General features: G+C 32.6%; 20 protein-coding genes. 5 read left to right on the top strand and 15 right to left on the bottom strand.

Translation table 11 applies throughout. The annotated features are described in order from the left end of the window. Nucleotides 1-134 precede the first annotated feature (134 nt). The 3 genes from DFQ06_RS00605 to DFQ06_RS00595 all read right to left on the bottom strand — a co-directional run bounded on the left by DFQ06_RS00605 (nucleotide 135) and on the right by DFQ06_RS00595 (nucleotide 4,466). Nucleotides 135-2,378: an FUSC family protein gene (locus tag DFQ06_RS00605; RefSeq protein ID WP_235833451.1), complete on the bottom strand. Its 2,244-nt coding sequence runs from the start codon at nucleotides 2,376-2,378 to the stop codon at nucleotides 135-137. Nucleotides 2,379-2,475: 97 nt separating this feature from the next. Continuing rightward, entirely contained in the window at nucleotides 2,476-2,991 is a 516-nt protein-coding gene (locus DFQ06_RS00600; RefSeq protein WP_042506740.1) for a DUF421 domain-containing protein, read from the bottom strand. A 182-nt stretch (nucleotides 2,992-3,173) separates the two neighbouring features. Next, nucleotides 3,174-4,466 (bottom strand): hypothetical protein, encoded by a 1,293-nt coding sequence (locus DFQ06_RS00595; RefSeq protein WP_133965424.1) that lies wholly within the window; start codon nucleotides 4,464-4,466, stop codon nucleotides 3,174-3,176. Nucleotides 4,467-4,784: 318 nt separating this feature from the next. Here DFQ06_RS00595 and DFQ06_RS00590 point away from each other — a divergent pair, with 318 nt between their 5' ends. Further along, entirely contained in the window at nucleotides 4,785-5,006 is a 222-nt protein-coding gene (locus DFQ06_RS00590; RefSeq protein WP_042501579.1) for a YgaP family membrane protein, read from the top strand. Nucleotides 5,007-5,225: 219 nt separating this feature from the next. Further along, nucleotides 5,226-6,548, top strand: a complete 1,323-nt coding sequence (locus tag DFQ06_RS00585) for a Kelch repeat-containing protein (protein WP_133965422.1) — start codon at nucleotides 5,226-5,228, stop codon at nucleotides 6,546-6,548. A 30-nt stretch (nucleotides 6,549-6,578) separates the two neighbouring features. Here the strand turns inward: DFQ06_RS00585 and DFQ06_RS00580 are convergent, their stop codons facing one another. The 5 genes from DFQ06_RS00580 to DFQ06_RS00560 form a co-directional block, all read right to left on the bottom strand. Then, nucleotides 6,579-7,334, bottom strand: coding sequence for a LytR/AlgR family response regulator transcription factor (locus DFQ06_RS00580; RefSeq protein ID WP_042501572.1), 756 nt, complete (start codon nucleotides 7,332-7,334; stop codon nucleotides 6,579-6,581). A 273-nt stretch (nucleotides 7,335-7,607) separates the two neighbouring features. Then, the gene (locus tag DFQ06_RS00575) at nucleotides 7,608-7,934 is read right to left on the bottom strand and encodes a 2TM domain-containing protein (RefSeq protein ID WP_042506737.1); all 327 of its coding nucleotides are present in this window, start codon (nucleotides 7,932-7,934) and stop codon (nucleotides 7,608-7,610) included. 42 nt (nucleotides 7,935-7,976) lie between these two features. Continuing rightward, entirely contained in the window at nucleotides 7,977-9,305 is a 1,329-nt protein-coding gene (locus DFQ06_RS00570) for a 2TM domain-containing protein (protein WP_133965420.1), read from the bottom strand. Between the two features lie 264 nt (nucleotides 9,306-9,569). Beyond that, nucleotides 9,570-10,301 (bottom strand): energy transducer TonB, encoded by a 732-nt coding sequence (locus DFQ06_RS00565; RefSeq protein WP_074940231.1) that lies wholly within the window; start codon nucleotides 10,299-10,301, stop codon nucleotides 9,570-9,572. A 213-nt stretch (nucleotides 10,302-10,514) separates the two neighbouring features. Further along, on the bottom strand, nucleotides 10,515-11,522 hold the full coding sequence (locus DFQ06_RS00560) for a sugar kinase (RefSeq protein WP_042501566.1): 1,008 nt from the start codon (nucleotides 11,520-11,522) through the stop codon (nucleotides 10,515-10,517). Between the two features lie 174 nt (nucleotides 11,523-11,696). Here DFQ06_RS00560 and DFQ06_RS00555 point away from each other — a divergent pair, with 174 nt between their 5' ends. Both DFQ06_RS00555 and DFQ06_RS00550 read left to right on the top strand, forming a co-directional pair. Continuing rightward, entirely contained in the window at nucleotides 11,697-12,332 is a 636-nt protein-coding gene (locus tag DFQ06_RS00555) for an MOSC domain-containing protein (protein WP_133965418.1), read from the top strand. Nucleotides 12,333-12,374: 42 nt separating this feature from the next. Next, entirely contained in the window at nucleotides 12,375-13,619 is a 1,245-nt protein-coding gene (locus tag DFQ06_RS00550) for a DEAD/DEAH box helicase (protein WP_042501562.1), read from the top strand. An 88-nt stretch (nucleotides 13,620-13,707) separates the two neighbouring features. Here the strand turns inward: DFQ06_RS00550 and DFQ06_RS00545 are convergent, their stop codons facing one another. The 7 genes from DFQ06_RS00545 to DFQ06_RS00515 all read right to left on the bottom strand — a co-directional run bounded on the left by DFQ06_RS00545 (nucleotide 13,708) and on the right by DFQ06_RS00515 (nucleotide 21,072). Further along, a complete protein-coding gene (locus DFQ06_RS00545) occupies nucleotides 13,708-14,871 on the bottom strand; it encodes a sigma-54-dependent transcriptional regulator (protein WP_074940225.1) in 1,164 nt (387 codons plus the stop codon). A 2-nt stretch (nucleotides 14,872-14,873) separates the two neighbouring features. Continuing rightward, nucleotides 14,874-15,716 (bottom strand): DUF6268 family outer membrane beta-barrel protein, encoded by an 843-nt coding sequence (locus DFQ06_RS00540; RefSeq protein ID WP_083415857.1) that lies wholly within the window; start codon nucleotides 15,714-15,716, stop codon nucleotides 14,874-14,876. A 59-nt stretch (nucleotides 15,717-15,775) separates the two neighbouring features. Beyond that, nucleotides 15,776-16,678 (bottom strand): mechanosensitive ion channel family protein, encoded by a 903-nt coding sequence (locus DFQ06_RS00535; RefSeq protein ID WP_042506728.1) that lies wholly within the window; start codon nucleotides 16,676-16,678, stop codon nucleotides 15,776-15,778. A gap of 1 nt (nucleotide 16,679) precedes the next feature. After that, nucleotides 16,680-17,993: an ABC transporter permease gene (locus DFQ06_RS00530; RefSeq protein ID WP_074940218.1), complete on the bottom strand. Its 1,314-nt coding sequence runs from the start codon at nucleotides 17,991-17,993 to the stop codon at nucleotides 16,680-16,682. 5 nt (nucleotides 17,994-17,998) lie between these two features. After that, nucleotides 17,999-18,925 carry an ABC transporter ATP-binding protein gene (locus DFQ06_RS00525; RefSeq protein ID WP_042506724.1) on the bottom strand — a complete coding sequence of 309 codons (927 nt, stop codon included), beginning with the start codon at nucleotides 18,923-18,925 and terminating at the stop codon, nucleotides 17,999-18,001. Nucleotides 18,926-19,332: 407 nt separating this feature from the next. Continuing rightward, nucleotides 19,333-20,469 carry a molecular chaperone DnaJ gene (dnaJ, locus tag DFQ06_RS00520; protein WP_042500070.1) on the bottom strand — a complete coding sequence of 379 codons (1,137 nt, stop codon included), beginning with the start codon at nucleotides 20,467-20,469 and terminating at the stop codon, nucleotides 19,333-19,335. Between the two features lie 54 nt (nucleotides 20,470-20,523). After that, nucleotides 20,524-21,072, bottom strand: a complete 549-nt coding sequence (locus DFQ06_RS00515; RefSeq protein WP_133965416.1) for a nucleotide exchange factor GrpE — start codon at nucleotides 21,070-21,072, stop codon at nucleotides 20,524-20,526. Nucleotides 21,073-21,230: 158 nt separating this feature from the next. On the opposite strand from DFQ06_RS00515, the gene DFQ06_RS00510 reads away from it, so the two are divergent. Then, nucleotides 21,231-21,890 carry a YceI family protein gene (locus DFQ06_RS00510; RefSeq protein ID WP_042500064.1) on the top strand — a complete coding sequence of 220 codons (660 nt, stop codon included), beginning with the start codon at nucleotides 21,231-21,233 and terminating at the stop codon, nucleotides 21,888-21,890. The last annotated feature ends 68 nt before the right edge of the window (nucleotides 21,891-21,958 follow it).

The raw sequence follows: 21,958 nt of genomic DNA, 5'->3' as shown, positions 1-21,958 counted from the left end.
AGTGTTTCGGAAAATCATTTAGAGAACCTCAACAACTGAATATTAAAAAGCCACTTTCTATAAATTTAGAAAGTGGCTTTTTAATTGTATTCATTTAATACTCTCAAAAGAAACTTTTTTTTTCAAAAAACAACCTAAACTGCTTCAATATATTTACGCGTAGCCCTTTTTAAGTTTTCAGATAATGATTTCAACCAAATAAGTTGATTTGGTATTAAATAAGCTTCCTGTAGATGATGCATATCTCTGGTACTAATTTCAGTATTACCTCTTTTAATATTTTTATCTCTTTTATGAGAAAGGTGCTGAAACGTTTTCAGTAGTACATCTTCAGCTTCTTTAATCGACTCCGCATCACTTTGTTTGATAGTAGGTTTGCCTTCTAATATAGCACAAGACATTTCTAATGTATCAGCTATTTTAAAAACCATAACATCAAATTCTTTAGAAGCTGAAGTTGTCTTGTGATTAACAATAAAACTACCTATAGAAGCTGTAGCCGAAACCATTGTTTGGTTTAAAGTTACTAAACTATATATAAGTTGAAATTCTCTTTGTTTAGATTTAGGATCTTGCGTTAACCTTTGAAAAGCCGCATTTAAATTGCTTATGGCTAAAAAAGCATCTTTTCTAGCGACTTTATAAGCCAATTGATTCTGTTTTTTAGCATGGTATAAATCCTTTGTTGCGAGCAAATAACTAGTGTTCTTTTTTACAGCATCAAGAAGTACGTCTTTTAAATTGTTAACTTCCCAACTTGGCCATAATAAATAGTTCGCTACTATAGCAATTATTGCTCCTATAATAGTATCGGTAACACGATATTGAATAACCTCGAAAGCATCTGGGTTTATAAGCGAATAAACAAAAATAACATTGATTGTTATTAACGCCGCCGCAAATTTATAATTCTCTTGAATTAATGCAAATGCAAAGATGAGTGATACAATCGCCATTGTGGCATAAACCACAACATTTTGGGTTAACAATACAATACTAATAGCAACGGTGGCACCTATAAGCGTACCAATAATACGGTCTTTAGAACGCTCTTTCGTTAGGCCGTAATTAGGACGCATAATAACCAAAATGGTTAAAACAATCCAATACGTATTATGGATTTCTAAAACAGTACCAAGTACAAACGCAAACATCACTGCCACGGTAAAACGTAGCGCATGTCGAAATAAATTAGAACTAAAACTAAGGTTTTGAATAATAACGTTTAACCTATATTCTTGTAAAGTTAAAAACTGGCTAGCATCTTGTCGTTTTAATGACACCTTAGAAGCCTCTCTAACATTAGCCATAACACGTCGAATAGCTCTTACTTCTTCCAGTAATAATTCTTGATAATCGTATAAGTTTTTTAAAACCAATGCACCTTCTCTAGCTTGTGGAAGCGTAACATCATCAACATAATCGGAAATAGCATCATTAGCTTTTGCAAGCGCATCTAACAGAACATTCTTATTCGGGATTTTTCGTTTTTGAATAAGTAAATCTGATAATTTTATTAAATGGTTCCCCAACACTTTATTCAAATTCTTAGATGCTTTCAGAAATTCTCTCTTATCAATAAACAACCTATCAATTTCGTTATAATCTAAATGCTTTGCTTCAATAAGTTCAAATATATTTATGGTCGATATAAATATTAATAGTTGCTTTTCGTCATAGTGAGAACGACCAGATTTCTTTCTTTCAACATATAGAACTTCTCTCAAAGTTTCATGCTTTTCGTTAATCTGTGTTTGCAGTACTAAAGCTTCTTTTATCAGCGTTTCACGTTTATTCTTCTTTGTTAATAATCGCGCTCTTAATTTTAAATATTCTCCAATAAGAGCTAACGTATCCGATAGTAACTGATTATTATCTTTTTTAGGTGCTAATTTCTGAAAGGTGAACGATACAAATAAATACCAAAGTCCACCAATACCCATAAGCCCGATATGATTAAAAATTTCTTGAGGACTTTCCTTTTGAACTGCAAGAGCAAGAACCATGGATAGTAAACCAGAAAACGAAACTAACGAAGCCCTAAAACCATACACCGATATAAGCGAAACCACAAATGATATGATAGCCATTGCAATTAGCAAAAGCATTAAGTAAGGCTTAAAAAATAGAATTGTGCAAGTAACCAGCATGGTTAAGCCAATACTAATTAAAATGGCATTTACCTTTCTTTTTAAACTCCCCGGAATGTCTCCTGGTGCATTTAAAAACACACCAACCACTACAGATGGAGCCCACTCAGCATACCCCAAAATATACATAATAACCAAAGGTGTAACTACTGCAGTAGTTAGCCTAATACCTCTATATAAATTGGAGCCTCTTAAAAATAGCTCTACATTGTTTAAGTGTTTATTCAATATGTACGTTCTTACTAACAAAGATACTTTAATTCAGTCAATAGTCTTTGCTATAAATAAAACACCAATACTACTATATATTAGTTTTTTAATTATTTCAATGCAAGCCTTCTTTACTCACATCTACCAATACCTCAGCATCAACAGGTTTTTGTTCGTTATTATGAATTACAGAAATATCACCAGTACTTTCAAAAATAACAGCTTTCACCTCATTAAAGTCGTGCACATTTGCTTCTCTAAGTTTCGCAATTAAATCGTCTTTACCAACATTACATGCCTTTAGTTTTTTGTGAAGAATTTTGCCATTCCACATAATAATTTGAGGCTTGTTTGTAAATAATCTTTTAAAGAAATCTATTTTCCGAACTAAATAAGAAAATAAGGTTTGAAAACCAATAATAGCGATTAACGCAACAGCTCCTTTCCCTAAAGAATAATTACTATTTAATATAATGGACGCCAAAACAGACCCAACTGCAATAGTTGAGGCAAAATCGAAACTAGACATTTTAGCAAAGGTTCTTAAACCAAAAACTCTAGTTATAATAATTATTATTGAAAAAACACCTAATACGGAAAGCACTAAATTAATGTAGTCTTGTAAAGTCATAATTTTATTTGATGGTTTGTACCTCAAATATATTTCAGAAACCGATAACCCATTAATGCTATTGATTTAATTTGTAACCGATATCATTTAACCATCAAAACGTTAGATTCTCAATGCTTAATAATTTTTCAATGCTTTTACTTTGAAAAACTTCGGAACAAAAATTTCAATTAGAATAAAAACTAGCAATCGTGATACGCTTCAGCGAAGACCAACTTCTTCCCGGTTAGCTTTTCAATTTGTTCGGCATAAGCATCAAAAAATGAACATGCTTGATTAAAAATTGCATAATTATGCTTTCCGTTATTAAGTACAATTTCAAGATACGCACCTCCACTACCCTTTGCAGGTAGCACGTTCTGCACACAAAACGATTCTATTTCGTTTGTTCTAAATACTTGAGCAAATTCATTAGAAGAAAAACCTATCTTTTCATTTTCTCTATCTACCCAAATTACAGCACTTTCATTAAACACTTCACTAATTTTCTTTGGTCTACGCTTTATCCTCACATGACGTTTATAATCGGTAGGAGTTCTTACTTTTTTATCAAACACTAACGCTTCAGAAATTATTAAATGCTTTTCATAATCGATATCCATTAACAATTCGGGATATCCCCTCCTATTTTCAATAGATAAAGAAGTATAACCACCATTAAATTGCCAATCACTATCGTAAGTATAGCAAATAGACAAATTAATTCCTTTAAAACCGAAGTGGATGTTTTTTTGATCGTCTCTTTCATAACCATAATTTTTATTATCCAAGTTTAGATCTCTTTTTAAGATTTCCTTTAAATCATTATAACTTCTATCCGTTCCCTGGTTATCAAAACAGTGAGTATAGAAGTTTAAAACAGCAACATCCTTTCGCTTATTATCAAAATAAGAACCAAAATCATTAAGTAAAATATTACCGATACGAATTGGATATTTAAATTTCAGTATACTCTGATTATAAGGTGATTTTTGAAAAAAGACATGTTCACTTTTCTCAAGTTCACTATACGTGGTGTTCCAGTTTATAAATTGCTTTCTGGGAGATTGAATTTCAAACCCATCTGCATAATCATTATAGCCTGTTGCTAGAATCTGGTATGTAGGACTCTGTTGCTTCCTCCATATTACTTTTTTAAATTTTTCCTTTTTATTGATACTTTCAAAAAATACGGGATCGTTAAACTTAAACCTACTCGATAATGTTTCATAAACGTTTTTAAATCCTTTATAATTTACGGGAATATAATTTTGATGATAATCAAAAAGAAAAAGACTCACCAAATTGTTCTGCCCTATAACAATGTAAGCATATTGCAGATCATTTAAATTCACCACACAACTATATATACCATGGTTCCCTTCACAAATAATTGTATCATTTTCAATATTTACGATGCCATCATCACCTTCTTTTGGAAAAACATTATCGTTCCCTAATTGATTTTTAAAAAGTTTATTGAAAAGATTCATCATTTGAAATGTAATAAATTATTGGTTCTATTTCTTACAAAGGTTTTCATAAAAATAAATTTCAATAGAAAACCCAAGTAAACATTACTGACACCTTATTATGTTGTGAAGTAAAAATATAAATATTTCTTGCAGATTGAATCTGTTGTGGTAATTGTTTTCTAAACCCATTCTTAATTAAATAACGTACTTACCTCTAAATAAATCCGTTAAACAAACAAAAAAGAGAAAAAACATCACAAAAACGTAAGTTAAAGCTTCATTATCCTTAATAAATAGTTAAGTTTGTTTCCCCTAAATACCGAACTAACTTTTATAATTATGATTAAACTCAAAAAAAACATGAGTAATTTCGATAGACTCGTAAGGTTTATTGTAGCCATACTCCTGTTATCTTTATTTTTTTTAGGTGAAATTAGAGGTCTTATTGGTATAGTACTTATTGCGATTTCATTTATGTTCGCCTTTGCCAGTATAACTGCTTTTTGCCCTTTTTACAAAAGCGTAAACTTTAACACCAATAACAAAGACGATTATATTTAAGTATTACAAAATCTTGTAAATTTATCTACCCTCATTTTATTTTTTAAAATTACATTTTAAGTTTAAATACATCCTTTAAGTTTTCTGGTTATTCTACACTAGCTTAACTTAAAACAGGACACTCTCTTTCTTATATCAAAAAATACGTACATAATATTTCCTAGCAGTATTAGTTATTCTTAAATTTGAAAAATCAGCAATGTGTTTTATTTTTAAATTATGAAGAAAATTGATTTCTCTAGAAACCTTCTACTCCGTTTTGTCTTTTGTTTGGCTCCTATTTTAATAAACGGACAAACTTCAAAAAAAATTACAGATCAATGGATTGATAAAGATGAAGATGAAAACTATACTGCACGACACGAATGCTCTTTTGTACAAGCCGGTGATAACTTTATACTTTTTGGAGGAAGAGAATCTGCACAAACTTTAGAATTATACAATTTTAAAAATAACACCTGGAAAAAGGCAACCACTAAAGCGCCAAAAGAGTTTAACCACTTTCAGGCGACCTTGTATCAAGGTTTTGTTTGGGTTATTGGTGCATTTAAAACCAACGCTTTTCCTAAAGAAACACCTGAAGAAGCTATTTGGCTATACCATCCACCAACCGATAAATGGATAAAAGGTCCTGAAATTCCAGAAAATCGTAGACGTGGAGGTGCAGGTTTGGTTGTTTACAACAATGCATTTTATTTAATTGGCGGGAATACTATAGGCCATAATGGTGGTTACGTAAATTGGTTTGACACCTATAATCCAAAAACAAACACCTGGACGGTTTTAGAAAATGCATCTCAAAAAAGAGATCACTTTCATGCCGCAGTTATCGGCAATACACTTTATGCTGCTGGTGGCAGAAAATCTGGTGGAGAAGGTGGTGTTTTTTCTCCATTAATTGATGTTGTGGACACTTATAATTTTGACACAAAAACATGGTCTACTTTAAAAAATAATTTACCAACACCTAGAGCTGCGCCGGGCATCATGGCTTTTAACAACGAGTTGTATGTTATGGGTGGCGAAGGCGAGAAAAAAGGTCCTGCTTTTAAAATTGTAGAAGCCTATAATCCTGAAACTGGGATTTGGACAAATAAAGCACCAATGCTTTACCCTCGACATGGCTCTCAAGCTATTTTATCTGGTGAAGGTATTTATATTGCGGCCGGATCTCCAAAGCGAGCTGGCGGCAGACAACTTAACATGGAGGTATATAATAAGGACAAACCTAAAGGAAAACCCCTAATTGCTTCGAAACTCGTTACTCCTAAACAAATAAAGGTACAAACAAACGGCAATACATCTATTACCGTTAAAAATAAAAAGGGTAATACAGGTAGTTTTATTAGCGCAATTAAAATAATAGGTACAGGAAAAGACAATTACAAAATAGAATCTAAAACTGAGCACTTTTTAGTAGATGCCAACTCAACATTTAACATTGAAGTAAAACATCTTGAAAAACTATCTAATAAAAAAGCAACTTTAGAGATAGTTTACAATGGTGATATTGTTAAAACAATTGCTTTAATAACGGAATAACTTGAGCTTATCTTATTTTCGAGATAACCTCTACTCCAACCAGTTTTTAAAATCTTTTACGCGTTCGCGTGCCACAATAACATCTTGCTCGTTATAAGACTGTAACTTAATTTGCAACCTCGAATTGGTGTAACTCACCATATCTTTTATGGCATTAATGTTTACAAAGAATTTTCGATTTATTCGGAAGAAGGTTTGTGGTTCTAGCTCGTCTTCTAATTGATCTAGCGTGCTATCTAATAGGTAATTTCTGCCTTCTGTAGTATGCGCATAAGTGCCTTTGTTTTCGCTATAAAAACATTCAATATCATCTATATTAATAAGTTTTAGATGCTGCCCTACTTTTATAGAGAAGCGCTTTTTATAAACGCGATCTATTGGGTTAACAAGCAATTTTTTAATGTCGTCAAAATCTAAGGTAACGCCTTGTTTTTGCGGAGCACGTTCTTGATACTTTTTTACGGCAACCTCTAAATCGTCGTCGTCAATGGGTTTTAATAAATAATCAATGCTATTTAATTTAAAGGCTTGTAGAGCATACTCATCATAAGCTGTAGTAAAAATTACAGCGCTTTTAATTTCTACTGTTTCAAAGATTTCGAATGAAAGTCCGTCGCTTAATTGAATGTCTAAAAATATTAAATCAGGATGTGGATTATTTTGAAACCACTCAATTGATTCTTCTACGGAATGAAGCATAGTTTCGGCTTCAATATTTAATACTTTTAGTTGACGTTGAAGTCGGCGTGCCGATGGTTTTTCGTCTTCTATAATAATGACTTTCATAGGTTGATTTTTATTTTCTAATTAATGATAATGTATGATTTCTACACACACATAACATCATTTTAATTGACACTTTACTTAGCTGATTGGCCAGCGTTAGGGATTGATGCAGCATCCTTTTTTGGTGTTTTAAAACCAATGCTTACTTTAAAAATAAGGTTTCTTTTTAAGTTAACAACTGTTCATGGAAACCAAACGCCAAAAAAGATATAGCGGAAAGCCCGACCCTTGGGTAACGTCCAAATTATTTAAACAATCTGAACTTTGTTTATACTACTCCCATTTGGTTTCATCTTTTTGCATGTATTCTCGAACTTTACGTTCTTCCCAACTTTTACTGAATAAGGCATGTTTACCAAATACGCCCAAAGCGTGAAAAGACAAACCGATACCCCAGAAAAAAGCAGTACTAAAGGTTCCAAAACTCCATAAATCTCTACCAGAATTGAAGGCTACCATACCTATTAAAAAAAGATTTATTATCACGTAAAATGAGGCATGAGAATAAAAACCTTTAAGTTCTTTTACTCGTTTTTCTGCACGTAAGTAAGCATCTTCGTTTTCAAAATTATTATCGATATTGTTGTTTATTCTTTCCATGATGTTTTGTTTAAAATTAAAAAAATTTGATTCAATATTGTTCTACTTATTTTGTTCGTTACGCATAAATTCTTCGATTTTGCGTTTTTCCCAGTTGCTACCAAAAAGGCCATTCTTTACGAATACTCGATAAGCATGGATGCATAAACCTAGACCCCAGCCAAGCATTGGAAACCAGAACCATTGTACATTCCAAAAAGTTTTATAGTTCACGAAAATTAGAAAAGGAATTACTAAACAGTATGATAAAAGGCTGTAATAAAAACTTTTTAATTCGTCTACATGATTGCGTGCGCGTAAATATTGATCGTTAATTTGTGTATTTTGTGTTTGCATGATTGTTGTTTTTTTTGTGAGCATCGGTATGCTTACCGCAAAGGTGCTCGCTTGTTGATTAATGTGTATTGTTTTACTGGTTAAGAGTTTGTAGCGTTGTTTTATATTATTTAAACCTACACCTGTACTCTTTTTTACTATTTGTTTGGGTTGTAAATTATTTTCTACCACTAGGTTGCCGTTGCTTTCGTAAATTTTAATATGCAATGGTTTGCTACTTGTTACCATATTGTGCTTTACCGCATTTTCTAATAATAGTTGCAGAGATAGCGGCACGACTTTGCTTTCTGGGTTTTTAGCCATTTCGGGCATTGTAAAAACTATACTGTCTTCGAAACGCATTTTAAGCAGTAACATGTAGGTTTTTGCAAATTTAAGTTCCTCGTTAACGGTTACCAATTCTTTACTTTTTTGTTCTAAAACATAACGATATACTTTAGATAAAGAAGTCGTGAATTTTTGAGCATTTACCGGGTTTTCTTCTATTAAACTACTTAATACATTTAAACTATTGAATAAAAAATGTGGGTCTAACTGGTTTTTTAAAGCATCGAACTTTGCGCTTGCGGTACCTGCTATTACCTTTTGTTCTTTTATTCGGTTTTGTTGATAGCGGTTGTAAAAAAACACCACATGAAACCCAATAACGATAGTTAAGGTAATCCATAAACCAAACTGATAATTTTGCCATCTTTGGTTAGCTAAAAAGACACTAAAGGTGCTCCCAAAGTAAAAGACATTGGTTACGGCTCGCATAATAAAGAGACCAATAAGAGTTATTACTGTAGAACCGGCTATACCAATGGCTATACGTTTTAAATACATACCTTGTTTCCAGGTTCTGTTCTCTAGATAATCGAAATAAAACATATTTGAATACCCTAAAACAAAGGCATAAAGCTGATAAAAAACAAAACTGATTAATAAATCGTTAAAAGTTTTAAACTCAAACTCATTATATAAATAGCCTCCTATTAAAAACACTAAACACCCTAAGATAAAAGTGACTATAATATATTTTACTGATTTTGCCATGTTTTGTTTTTAATAGATTGGTATACTTAATTTACTTTAATTTTTGTTATTTTTTTTGAATCGCTGCCTCTAATTTTAATAATACATTGTTCCATAATTGTTCTTGTTTTGGTTATTGATAGTACAAATATCGAACAGAACTACGTGTTTTTTAAAATTGAATTACCGAACTGTATTTTTTTTATGCTGAATTGTAATTTACAAAAAAAAAGCAGCCTAAAAAATATTTTAGACTGCTTGACTATAACTTGATGGCTTTTATTATTAACCCTCGTATTTAAAGAATATTGGCACGGCATAGGCTACTTTTACGGGTTTGCCACGTTGCTTGCCTGGTTCCATTTTTGGTAACTTACCAATAATACGTTCGGCCTCGGTTTCTAAAATTCTATCTGGACCTCTAGAACGAATATTAGTGGTAACACCTTTAGAATCTATAATAAAGATAACTGATACACGACCTTGAATCCCCATATCTAATGCTGCTTGTGGGTAAGTAAAGTTTTTAACCACATGCTCTTGCATTTTTTTCTGGAAACAATCTTTTGTTTTTTGTTTATCTAAACCTTCACATCCAGGAAAAACAGGTACATCTTCAATTACGGCAAAAGCAACCTCTGCTTCTTCTTCTATTTTCTCAACAACAACATCACCTACTGCTACAATGTGTTCTGAAATAGCATCATCTTGTCCTGTTTCTGTACTTTCGAAAACAGTTTCTTCAATATCAACCATATCTTCTACTACCTCAATCGTTTGCGTAATTACAACCGGAGCAGCTGCCGGAGGTGGAGGTGTAGCTGCTTTTACAATAGGAATATCGTCCTCATAGATTACTTCCATGTCTAAAACATCCATTGCAATTTCATCTTGTGCATCGTAAGTCTTAAATTCTAAGGCTTGCCAAGACAAGAATAACATCAAATTAAGTCCGATAGCGAAATATAAACTGCTATTACGACCAATTTCTAATTGTGGGTTCTTTTTAACTTCCATGACTACTTATTTTGATACTATAAAATTATTGTAATTAGCAAAAATCAACTATGATAATTATCATATTCTCTCAATACCCTTCAAATAATTAAGAAATCAAATAATTTAGTAAGCCATATAAACAAAAAAAGGCCACTCCAAAGAGCAGCCAATTAGCATTTTATATTATAAATAAGTATTCTTATTTTATTTCATTCAGAATAAAACCCAACATTATCTAGTTAAACGTCCTGATGTGTTTCCTCCTAAAATCCCCATCACCTCTTTTACTGTTGCTAAATTTACATCACCTTCATATGTATGTTTTAAAGCACAGGCTGCACTTGCAAACTCTATGGCTTTATAATCATCGTCCAGTTTTTGTAAACCATAAATAAGTCCAGCTGCAAAAGCATCTCCTGTACCTATTCTATCTACAACGTGTGTAATATCTAAATCTTCAGTTTCTCTAAATTCAACACCATTCCACATTCTAGCACGTATTTTATGCCAAGATGCGTTTACAGAAGTTCTAATTTTATCAAAAACTTTTTCTATGGAAGGAAATTCTTTTATCAATTGCTTACTTGCTTCAATAAAAGCCTCGTTAGAGTAATTATATTCAGTACCTAAAACTTCATTTATTTCATTTATACCACCTATAAAAATGGTAGAATAATGAAGTAATTCTGTTAAAGCTTCTTTTGGATCCTTATCATATTTCCATAATCCGCTTCTATATGTAGGGTCGGCAGAAATAGTAAGTCCTTTTTCTTTTGCTAAAATTAACCCTTGTTTTAAAGTATCAAAACTACCTTGGGTTAATGCAGGTGTAATTCCCGTCCAATGAAACCATTTCCCATCGTCTAAAGCACGTTCCCAATTCACCATAGAAGGTAAAATCTCTGAAAACGAAGAGTGCGAACGATTATACGAAATATTACTTGGGCGCATTACAGCCCCTACTTCAAAGAAATAAACACCTAACGGACGTTTAGATAAACTTATAGACGAGGTATCTACACCAAATTTATTAATATAAGATAATGCCGTTTCTCCAATAAAATCGTCAGATACCGCACTAATATGTCTCACATTACCTCCAAAATTAGCAATTGAAATTCCAACATTTAATTCGGTGCCTCCAAAATAAAATTCAACCATGTTAGATTGAATAAATTTTTTGTGTCCACGAGGTGAAATACGCATTAAAACTTCTCCAAAGGTGATTACTTGACTCATAAATATACATGTAAAGTTATTCGAACAAATTTAACATTTGATTTTGGTAATACTCAGCAAACCCATGATTATTTTGTCTTAATTACATAAATCGCACCTAATTTGTAAGCTTATTAAAATTAGAGTAAATTCGTAACGCATCTACTAACAAAACATAAATTCGTTTTATTAATTATGAAAATTATTGCCACCAACCTTGCCAAACCAACAACAATAATTTGGAACAAAAAGGAAGTCGTTACTGGTATCTATAAAACACCAACAGCCTCGCCTATTTTTCTTGGCAAAACCGATGTGGATAATGATGAAGTAACCGATAGAAAATATCATGGTGGCCTATTTAAAGCTTGTTACCTTTTTTCTGAAAAACATTATGATTATTGGAAAGAACGCTATCCCGATTTAGAATGGAATTGGGGCATGTTTGGAGAAAACTTAACCGTTTCTAATTTCGATGAATCGGAAATTTATGTAGGCAATATATATAAAATAGGAGACGCTTTAGTACAAATAACGCAACCTCGTGAACCTTGTTTTAAATTGGGTGTAAAATTTAATGACCAAAATATACTTAAGGCATTTATAGATTATGGATTCCCAGGCTCTTATATTAGAATACTAAAAGAAGGTTTTGTAAAAGTAGGAGACCATATGGTTTTACAAGAAGAAGCTAAAAACTCCTTAACCATAGCCCAAATGTATCAATTGCTATACGCTAAAGAAAAAGACCAAGATTTACTGAAACGCGCTATAGAAAATGATGCCCTTCCGGAGAAAAAAAGAAACAAATTAGCTGCATATTTAAAATAAGCTGAAGCGGTTTATAGTATCTTTGTAGCAAATTATTAATACATGTCATTTAAAGACTTACAATTAAATCGCCCAATTTTAAGAGCCGTTGCCGAAGCAGGTTACGACAATCCAACCTTGGTACAAGAAAAAACCATTCCTTTGGTTTTAGAAGGAAAAGACGTTATTGTTTCTGCACAAACAGGAACAGGAAAAACGGCTGCCTTTGCGCTCCCTATTTTACAGCGCTTATTTAATAACCAAGAAGCTCCTAAAAAAGGTAAAAAAATTAAGGCTTTAATTATTAGTCCTACTCGCGAGTTGGCTATTCAAATAGAGAATAACTTTAAAACCTATAGCACATATACAAACTTAACAACCTCTGTTATTTTTGGCGGTGCACCTATCGAGCCTCAAAAGGACGTGTTAAAAAAAGGTATAGACATTCTAATTGCTACACCTGGACGTTTATTAGATTTACATAAACAAGATGCTTTAAATTTAGATTATGTAGAAACACTTGTTTTAGATGAAGCCGATTTAATGCTAGACATGGGCTTTATTGACGATGTTAAAAAAGTAGCACGCCTTTGCACCAGCGAAAAACAAATTTTATTGTTTTCTGCAACTATCCCTTATAAGGTAGAGCAATTAGCAAACACGATATTAAACGAGCCAGAACGTGTAGAAGTTGCACAAAACTCTTCTACCTCAAAAAACGTAAACCAACTACTCTATTTTGTACCAAAACAAAATAAAATAGAATTAGGTTTACACTTACTACGCAATACTATTAAAGGAAACATCATCATTTTTAGACGTACTAAATTTGGTGTAGAAAAACTGGAACAAACCTTATCTAAAAACGGTTATAAAGTAGAAAGTCTTCATGGCGATAAAAGCCAAACTGCTCGACAAGATGCCTTATTACGTTTTAAGAAAGGCGAAGTAAATATTTTAATTGCTACAGATGTTGCTGCCCGTGGTATTGATATTAGCGATTTAGATGCTGTTGTAAATTTCGACTTACCCAATATACCAGAAACTTATGTACACCGCATTGGTAGAACGGCTAGAGCAGGAAAAGCAGGTATGGCATATTCTTTATGTTCTGCCGATGAAAAAAGCTATGTACTCGCTATACAACAACTTATACAAATGCAACTTGATGTTATAGACGATCATCCTTACCCTTTAGATCCAAAAGCAAAGCCAATAGTGCATAAGTCTCAAAAAACAGGAGGCAGCAAGCATAAAAAAGGTAGAAAAAGTGAAGCTTCTAAAAAGAAGAAAAAACGTTGGTACTAATAGCGTACACAAATATTAAAAATTCAGTATAAAACAAAAAAAAAGAGCCTTAATAGGCTCTTTTTTTTGTTTTATACATTTCACGCTTTTATTTACTCGCAAATAGCTTAACATCCTGCTCGCTAACCTCAGCACCACCAAGAATAATAAGGCGCTCGACTACATTACGCAGTTCACGAATATTACCCGTCCAGTCGTACTCTTGTAATAATTTAACCGCTTTTTCGGTAAACTTCTTTTCGTTTGTACCTTGTTCACCAGATATTTTTGATGAAAAATGTTTTATCAATAACGGAATATCTCCACGTCTTTCATTTAAGGCCGGTACTTTAATTAAAATTACCGCTAACCTATGGTACAAATCTTCTCTAAAACGTCCATCCTCAATCTCTTTCTTAAGGTTTTTATTAGTTGCTGCAACTACACGTACATTAACTTTAATATCCTTATCACTTCCTACACGTTGAATTCTGCTTTCTTGTAAAGCACGTAATACTTTGGCTTGCGCCGAAAGACTCATATCTCCAATTTCATCTAAGAAAATGGTTCCACCATTAGCCGCTTCAAATTTACCTGCACGATCTTTATTCGCACTTGTAAAAGCACCTTTTACGTGTCCGAATAATTCACTTTCTATTAATTCGCTAGGTATGGCAGCACAATTCACTTCAATTAAATTTCCTTTTGCTCGATCACTCTTTTCGTGTAACCAATGAGCAACAAGTTCTTTTCCTGTTCCATTTGGCCCTGTAATCAACACACGCGCATCGGTTGGAGCTACCTTATCTATAATATCTTTTATTTGAGAGATTTCGTCGCTCTCACCTATCATTTCGTATTTCTTACTTACTTTTTTCTTCAGAATTTTGTTTTCTACAAACAACTCTTTTCTGTCTAAAGCATTACGAACCGTGTTTAATAAACGATTTAAATCTGGCGGTTTAGAAATATAATCAAAAGCCCCTAAGCGCATGGTGTTTACAGCCGTATCCAAGTCTCCATGACCAGAAATCATAACCATAGGGATCTCTGGTTTTATTTTTTTAGTAGCTTCTAAGACTTCAACACCATCCATTTTAGGCATTTTAATATCACAAAGCACTAAATCGTAATCTTCGTTTTTTATCTTTTCAATACCAATTAATCCATCTTCTGCTTCTTCAACTTGATAGGTATCATTTTCTTCCGAAAGGATTTTTATAAGCACACGTCTAATGGCTGCTTCATCTTCTATTACTAGTATTTTTGGCATCTTTATATTTTAAATTTTAGTCCACTTCTTAAATAGAACGCATTAATATCGTCTAATTTAAAAATTTCATCTCTATTTTTACTTCTAATTACATTATTTAATCTCACAGTATAACCAGTGTACAAATATGCAGCTAGATGTTTTGTAAAGCAATATTCATACCCCAATCCGCTAACAGCAACAGATAATGATATATGCTCAGCCTCTTTTTCATTAATTACTAAAGGTTTTTGTAAATGCGCCAAGTAACCATCGAGACCTGTAAATACTTGTAAATTATTTTTAGGATTAAAATGATACTTTAAATTCGATTTAGGAATTCCGGCTGTATAACTCCAATTATCATCAATTTTTCTATAATAACTAACAAACGGTAACGGAAAAGGCAAACCGGTTGTAGCATTATAAGTTAAACCTAAAATTAATCGACTGTCTTTTTTTATCTCTTCACCTGCAGTTCTTTTATTAATAAAAAACACGCCACCATTCATAAAAAAATCATCTGAATTTAATTTATGCGTAAGTGTTGATGCTATTCTTGGATTAAATTTAACTCCAAAACGCCATTTTTCATTCCACTTAAACGTATAAGCCAAGTTTAAATCTATAATGTGGATTTTATTTAAACCCGAAGTTTCAAAATCATACTCATCTTCTAAGTTTAATAGAATTCGGTTATACTCGCCACCAACAATAAAATAAGAATCGTTTTTAAGTTCTATAGGATAATTTAATAAGGCCCTTAATCGTGTATATTGATCTTCGGAATTACTCTTTGGAATAAATGAGTATTCTAAGCGTGCCAAATCTGTTAATTGTGCATGCGCCATATAAAAACTGGTCATAAACAATAACATTAACACCTTTTTAAATTCCAGTTTTTCTATCACAATTTAGTCAGTATCTATTGTTTAATAATATGAATATCTCTTTGAGGAAAAGGGATTGAAATTTTATTCTCTCTAAATAAACGATCTATTTCAAAACGAATTTCACTTTTAGGAATTGCCCCTTGAAAACTATCGTTTATAGTGAATACTAATTTAAACTCTAAAGCACTATCTCCAAAATTTGTAAAAAACACATAGGGCTCTGGATGTTGCATTACCGACTCATGATTTGCTGCTGCTTCTAACAATATTTTTTTTACAAGTTGCACATCACTGCCATATGCTACACCAACCTCAACAGCTTCTCTGGTAGACGATCCGTTTTGCGTCCAGTTATACAAACTATTCGCTAAATATAAATGGTTAGGTATTATTAACACTCTATTATCTATAGTTACAGCTCGCGTTGTGCGGAGTTTTATTTCTTCTACGCGCCCAACTTTACCTTCTATTTCAATAATATCTCCAACATGTACCGATTGATCAATTAATATAAAAATTCCAGAAATAATATCTTGGAATAAGGTTTGAAGCGCCAAACCAACACCTATTAATAAGGCTGCTGAAGCGGCAAATATAGCCGTAACATTAATACCAATAGAATCCATGGCAATAAGCAATACAACTAAATATATTAACCAACGAGCAAATGAAAAAACTGTAAAGAATTTACTTTTATCATCATCCGACATTTTACGCGTCATTATATTTCGTGCAAAGCGTAAAAAATAGGTAGTTAATATTAAAATGATAAGCACCAGCAAAACAGACTTTACTTTTAGTACGCCTGTTTCTATGCCACTCCCATCTTTAATGGTATAGGTATAAACATTATAATTTAAAAACCCCATGAACTGTTCCCAAATGGAACTATTCTCGATAGTGTCTTCTATTTGATCTATAACCTTGTCTTGCATTTTAATATTTAATCCATTTAATTAACTCTTTGTATGTTGGTTTTTTGCCATACATTAAAATACCAACGCGGTATATTTTTGCAGCAAACCAAACCGTAAGCATAAATGTGCCTACTAAAATAGAAAACGACAACACTTGCTGCCAAATTGGAACCCCAAACGGAATACGCATAAGCATAACCACAGGCGACGTTAAAGGTATAAACGAAAAAACTGTCGATACGGTTCCGTGTGGATCTTCTACCACTGTAAATATACCAATATAAACGGCTAAAACTAGAGGCATTATAATAGGCATCATAAATTGTTGCGTATCTGTTTCGTTATCTACAGCTGCACCAATAGCCGCGTAAAACGAACTGTAAAGCAAATAACCACCAATAAAAAACAGTATAAACGCCAACACTAAATTCAATAAAGGCAAATTGTAAAATGCTGTTAAAACATCTTGAATTCGCATGTTAAGCTCAGGGTTTTCCATGGCTTGTTGCACCATTTGTTGCTGCGGCGTTTGCACTTGTGCCAAATCTATCCCAAACACCGCCGAAAGTACAAACATTAAAATAAAACCTAAAATAGTCCAAATTAAAAACTGTGTTATTCCTGCTAGAGAAGTTCCAAAAATTTTACCCAACATAAGTTGTACAGGCTTTACAGAAGAAATAATAACCTCTATAATTCGGCTTGTTTTTTCTTCTATCACACTTCGCATAATCATGTTTCCATAAATAATGATGAACATAAAAAGCAAATATCCTAAAGCGCCACCAAAAGCAATTTTGATAACACTGTCTATTTTTGATGTTTTCTGTCCATCAAAACTTTCTTGTGCTATTTCAACGCTAATTTTAGAAGCATTAATCATATCTACATCTACTCCATTTTGCAGAAGTTTCATATTAGTTAACTTAGCTTCTATCTGATTTTCTAAATCTGAAATAGTATTTATCGATGGAGATTCTTCAGAATAAAATGTGATATGCTTAGATAAGTTTTTTAAATCTTGTATTTTATCTACATGCAATAAACCGTAAGCTTCCGTTTCTTTAGATAAATCTTTAGCATCGTCTAAAGACATATCTTCCAAAACATGATATGTGGTATGCTCTGAATCTTTAAAAGTATCTTTTACTAATCCAGATTCGTCCAATACAGATATTAAACGAATTTTATCGTTGTTTAATTGTGTTAAGTATGCAACAACACCAATAAGCGCCATAAAAATAATGGGACTTAAAAACGTCATAATTATAAACGATTTATTTCTAACTTTATTTAGATATTCTCGTTTTATAATAAGTGGTAAATGGTTCATAAAAATTAATTATTCTTTACTGTTTGAATAAAAATATCGTTAACGCTTGGTATTAATTCTACAAAATGAGAAACTTCGCCTTTACTTGCCAAGAAGCCCAATAAATCGTTAGATTTTTGAGAGTCTTGAAGTTTAATATTTAATTTTAATTCGTTTTCTAAAGTTTTAAAATAAGCATCGGACACATCGAATTTTTGAGCTAATTCTTGTTTTAATTCCGGTTGATTATTTGATCGAATTCCAACTTCAAAAGTATTTGATTTAAATTGACGTTTTACATCAACCAATTTCCCTTCTAATATTTTATTCGATTTATGAATTAATGCAATATCATCACATAATTCCTCTACAGATTCCATTCTATGTGTAGAAAAAATAATGGTAGCACCTTGATCTCTTAAATGTAAAATTTCATCTTTAATAATATCAGCATTTATAGGATCGAATCCTGAAAATGGCTCATCAAAAATTAATAGTTTAGGTTCGTGTAAAACCGTTACAACAAACTGAATTTTTTGCGCCATTCCTTTAGAAAGCTCCTGGATTTTTTTATTCCACCAATCGCCAATATCCAAACGATCGAACCAATATTTTAAACGTGCTTTAGCTTCAGTTTTACTTAAGCCTTTTAATTGAGCTAAATAAAGAGCCTGCTCGCCCACTTTCATGGTTTTATACAAACCACGCTCTTCTGGCAAATAACCAATATCTCTAATATGATTTTCGCGCAAGGCTTCGCCATCTAAAATAACAGATCCCGAATCGGGCATTGTTATTTGATTAATAACTCGAATTAAGGTTGTTTTCCCTGCTCCATTAGGTCCTAAAAGTCCAAAAATGCTGCCTTTAGGCACTGATAGAGACACTTTGTTTAGTGCGGTAAAGTTGCCGAAATTTTTAGAAACTTCGTTAACTTCTAATAAATTACTCATTAATTTTTTAGTTGACTTGTTTGCCGTAAAGATATTAAATGTTTAGTTGCTAGCTTAAGTTGAACGGATGCTTTCTTAAAAAATTAGTTTTAATCTTTTCGCTCAAAATTAAGATGTTTTAATAGTTGTAAACCCTATACATTATTTGCTTCTAATTCTATTGTTTTAAACAAACTGATAGCGTTTTTACGTACTCTATAATGCTCTAAAAACAAAACCCACCCTTAAAAAATTAAGGATGGGAAAAAAATTGCTATGAAAAAGAAAAATTATCACTAAAATAAATTAGTGATACATCAAATATAACTTTTTTTTAACAATTATTAACATATCCATTAAGTTTATTCGAGCGTAAACAAAAAAAATCCGCTAAAAAGCGGATTTTTTATTTTGACCTATATTTTTGGTTATGAGAACATATCCTTTACTTTTTCAAAAAAAGATTTATCAGATTTCTCTGGTTTTGGAGAGAAATGATCATCGTCTCTCATAGCTTCAAAAAATTCTTTTTGTTGCTTGTTTAACGTTTTTGGTGTCCAAACATTTACGTGTACTAATAAATCTCCGGTTCCGTACCCATTGATACTCGGGATTCCCTTTCCGCGTAAGCGTAAAATTTTACCAGATTGAACTCCTGCTTCTACTTTAATACGTACTTTACCTGTTACGGTATCTATTTCTTTAGATGTACCCAATACTGCGTCTGGCAAGCTAATGTACATATCGTAATGTAAATTATCGCCTTCACGTTGTAATGTATCGTGTTCTGCTTCTTCAATAGCAACTAGTAAATCTCCCGAAACGCCATTACCTGGTGCTTCGTTACCTTTTCCAGATACTTTAAGTTGCATACCATCTACTACTCCTGCAGGGATTTTAATAGTAACTGTTTCTTCAGATACTTTTAAACCTTGTGCATCAGCATCAGCTGGCTTTTTATCAATAGTTTGTCCCGCTCCACCACAAACATTACATGGTGCAGAGGTTTGCATACGACCTAAAATAGTGTTAGCGATACGTGTTACTTGCCCGCTACCATTACAAGTAGAACAAGTTTTATACGTAGTACCATCGGCTTGTACTTTACGTTTTACTTTTATTTTCTTTTCTACACCGTTAGCAATTTCTTCTAAGGTTAATTTTACGCGAATACGTAGGTTGCTTCCTTTAACACGGCGTTGGCCTCCGCCACCACCAAAACCAGAAAATCCGCCACCTCCGAAGCCGCCACCGCCGCCACCGAAGATGTCTCCGAACTGACTGAATATGTCGTCCATATTCATGCCGCCGCCGCCAAAACCGCCGCCACCGCCGCCGTTTTCAAAGGCTTGATGACCAAACTGATCGTAACGTGCTTTTTTATTCTCGTCGCTTAAAATTTCATATGCTTCGGCTGCTTCTTTAAATTTACCTTCGGCACTTTTATCATCTGGATTTTTATCTGGATGAAACTCAATTGCCTTTTTTCGGTAAGCTTTTTTAATTTCGGCTGCCGTTGCTCCTTTGCTAATGCCTAATATTTCGTAATAATCTCTCTTTGCCATTGCTGTGTAAACCCTTCCGAAAAGGAAGCATTTGTTTTAATTAATAATACCTTCTTATTGTCCGATAACTACTTTCGGGAAACGAATTACTTTTTCACCAAGTTTATAGCCTTTTTCAATTACATCAATAATTTTTCCTTTCATATCATCTGTTGGCGCAGGAATTTGAGTAATCGCTTCGTGATTATCGGCGTTAAAAACTTCACCTTGTTCTACCACAACTGCTTTTAAACCTTTTTGTTCTAGTGTGTTTACCAATTTTTGGTAAATTAAAAGTACACCTTTACGTAATTCTTCAGCTTCTTTATCATCTTCAATATGACTTAAAGCACGTTCAAAATCGTCCAAAATTGGCAGTAATGTTTTCATTACATCTTCACTAGCCGTAGAAAACAATTCAATACGCTCTCTAGAGGTACGTTTTTTGTAGTTTTCAAACTCTGCGAAAAGTCTTAAAAACTTGTCTTTTTCTTGCTTTACTTCAGCTTGTAATTTTTCTTCAACCGTCAGTTCTTCAACCTCTTGCTCTTCTACTGCAACGTTTTCTGCTTCGTTTGCTTCAACTTGCTCGTTCTCTATATCTTTGTTATCTTTATCACTCATTGTAATTTCAATTTTGCAATTCTTAAAATTAGTTGGCAAAAGTACTGCCAATATTATTAAAATGCCATAATGTCATTAATTTATTTTGTACTAAATTCCTTTATATTGCATTCACTTTTGTGTAATTTTACACGATAAACCTTAAAAAAACTATAACAATGAAAACAAAATTTGTAAATATTTTATTCATTACGGCTTTAAGCCTTTCTGTATTTAGCTGTAAAGACAAAGCAAAAGAAGCAACAACTACAGAAGCTGAAACTCCTGCTGTAACTGAAGCTGTTAATACCGAAATTTACACTGTAGACAAAGCTAGTTCTACTATTGCATGGACAGGTTTTAAGCCAACAGGTTCACATAACGGAACTATTGGTTTAGAAAGTGGCGCGCTTAATGTTGCTAATGGAAAAGTTGTTGGTGGATCTTTTATTATTGATATGGCATCGATAACTGTTTTAGATATTCCTGCTGATGATAAAGGAAATGCTAAATTAGTAGGTCACTTAACAAATGCTGACTTTTTTGATGTAGAGAAATACCCAAGTGCTGTTTTTACTATTACAGAGGTTACTGATGCAGAAGGTAAAACTATGCTTTCTGGTAATTTAACACTTAAAGAGGTAAAAAACAATGTAACTTTCCCTGTGACTATCGCTAACGAAGGTGGCGCTATTACTATTATTAGTGAAGCTTTTTCTATTGATAGAACAAAATGGAACGTACAATACGGATCTAAATCTATTTTTGATAATTTAGGTGATAAATTTATCAATGATGATATTGAATTAAAAATCACAGTTAAAGCTGCGAAGTCTTAATTATAATATACCTTTTACCGAAAAGCCACCACGTGAAAACTTGGTGGCTTTTTTTATTTTAAAAAAGC

It is taken from the genome of Algibacter lectus (genome assembly GCF_004368925.1).
Classification (GTDB): Bacteria; Bacteroidota; Bacteroidia; order Flavobacteriales; family Flavobacteriaceae; genus Algibacter; species Algibacter lectus.
This window is presented reverse-complemented; position numbering and strand designations above follow the sequence as displayed.

What these genes read in the sequence shown, in the direction of transcription:
- DFQ06_RS00600 (WP_042506740.1), bottom strand. Translation starts at nt 2,991, where the DNA reads ATGACTTTACAAGACTACATTAATTTAGTGCTTTCCGTATTAGGTGTT.
- DFQ06_RS00595 (WP_133965424.1), bottom strand. Translation starts at nt 4,466, where the DNA reads ATGATGAATCTTTTCAATAAACTTTTTAAAAATCAATTAGGGAACGAT.
- DFQ06_RS00590 (WP_042501579.1), top strand. Translation starts at nt 4,785, where the DNA reads ATGATTAAACTCAAAAAAAACATGAGTAATTTCGATAGACTCGTAAGG.
- DFQ06_RS00585 (WP_133965422.1), top strand. Translation starts at nt 5,226, where the DNA reads ATGAAGAAAATTGATTTCTCTAGAAACCTTCTACTCCGTTTTGTCTTT.
- DFQ06_RS00580 (WP_042501572.1), bottom strand. Translation starts at nt 7,334, where the DNA reads ATGAAAGTCATTATTATAGAAGACGAAAAACCATCGGCACGCCGACTT.
- DFQ06_RS00575 (WP_042506737.1), bottom strand. Translation starts at nt 7,934, where the DNA reads ATGGAAAGAATAAACAACAATATCGATAATAATTTTGAAAACGAAGAT.
- DFQ06_RS00570 (WP_133965420.1), bottom strand. Translation starts at nt 9,305, where the DNA reads ATGGCAAAATCAGTAAAATATATTATAGTCACTTTTATCTTAGGGTGT.
- DFQ06_RS00565 (WP_074940231.1), bottom strand. Translation starts at nt 10,301, where the DNA reads ATGGAAGTTAAAAAGAACCCACAATTAGAAATTGGTCGTAATAGCAGT.
- DFQ06_RS00560 (WP_042501566.1), bottom strand. Translation starts at nt 11,522, where the DNA reads ATGAGTCAAGTAATCACCTTTGGAGAAGTTTTAATGCGTATTTCACCT.
- DFQ06_RS00555 (WP_133965418.1), top strand. Translation starts at nt 11,697, where the DNA reads ATGAAAATTATTGCCACCAACCTTGCCAAACCAACAACAATAATTTGG.
- DFQ06_RS00550 (WP_042501562.1), top strand. Translation starts at nt 12,375, where the DNA reads ATGTCATTTAAAGACTTACAATTAAATCGCCCAATTTTAAGAGCCGTT.
- DFQ06_RS00545 (WP_074940225.1), bottom strand. Translation starts at nt 14,871, where the DNA reads ATGCCAAAAATACTAGTAATAGAAGATGAAGCAGCCATTAGACGTGTG.
- DFQ06_RS00540 (WP_083415857.1), bottom strand. Translation starts at nt 15,716, where the DNA reads ATGACCAGTTTTTATATGGCGCATGCACAATTAACAGATTTGGCACGC.
- DFQ06_RS00535 (WP_042506728.1), bottom strand. Translation starts at nt 16,678, where the DNA reads ATGCAAGACAAGGTTATAGATCAAATAGAAGACACTATCGAGAATAGT.
- DFQ06_RS00530 (WP_074940218.1), bottom strand. Translation starts at nt 17,993, where the DNA reads ATGAACCATTTACCACTTATTATAAAACGAGAATATCTAAATAAAGTT.
- DFQ06_RS00525 (WP_042506724.1), bottom strand. Translation starts at nt 18,925, where the DNA reads ATGAGTAATTTATTAGAAGTTAACGAAGTTTCTAAAAATTTCGGCAAC.
- dnaJ (WP_042500070.1), bottom strand. Translation starts at nt 20,469, where the DNA reads ATGGCAAAGAGAGATTATTACGAAATATTAGGCATTAGCAAAGGAGCA.
- DFQ06_RS00515 (WP_133965416.1), bottom strand. Translation starts at nt 21,072, where the DNA reads ATGAGTGATAAAGATAACAAAGATATAGAGAACGAGCAAGTTGAAGCA.
- DFQ06_RS00510 (WP_042500064.1), top strand. Translation starts at nt 21,231, where the DNA reads ATGAAAACAAAATTTGTAAATATTTTATTCATTACGGCTTTAAGCCTT.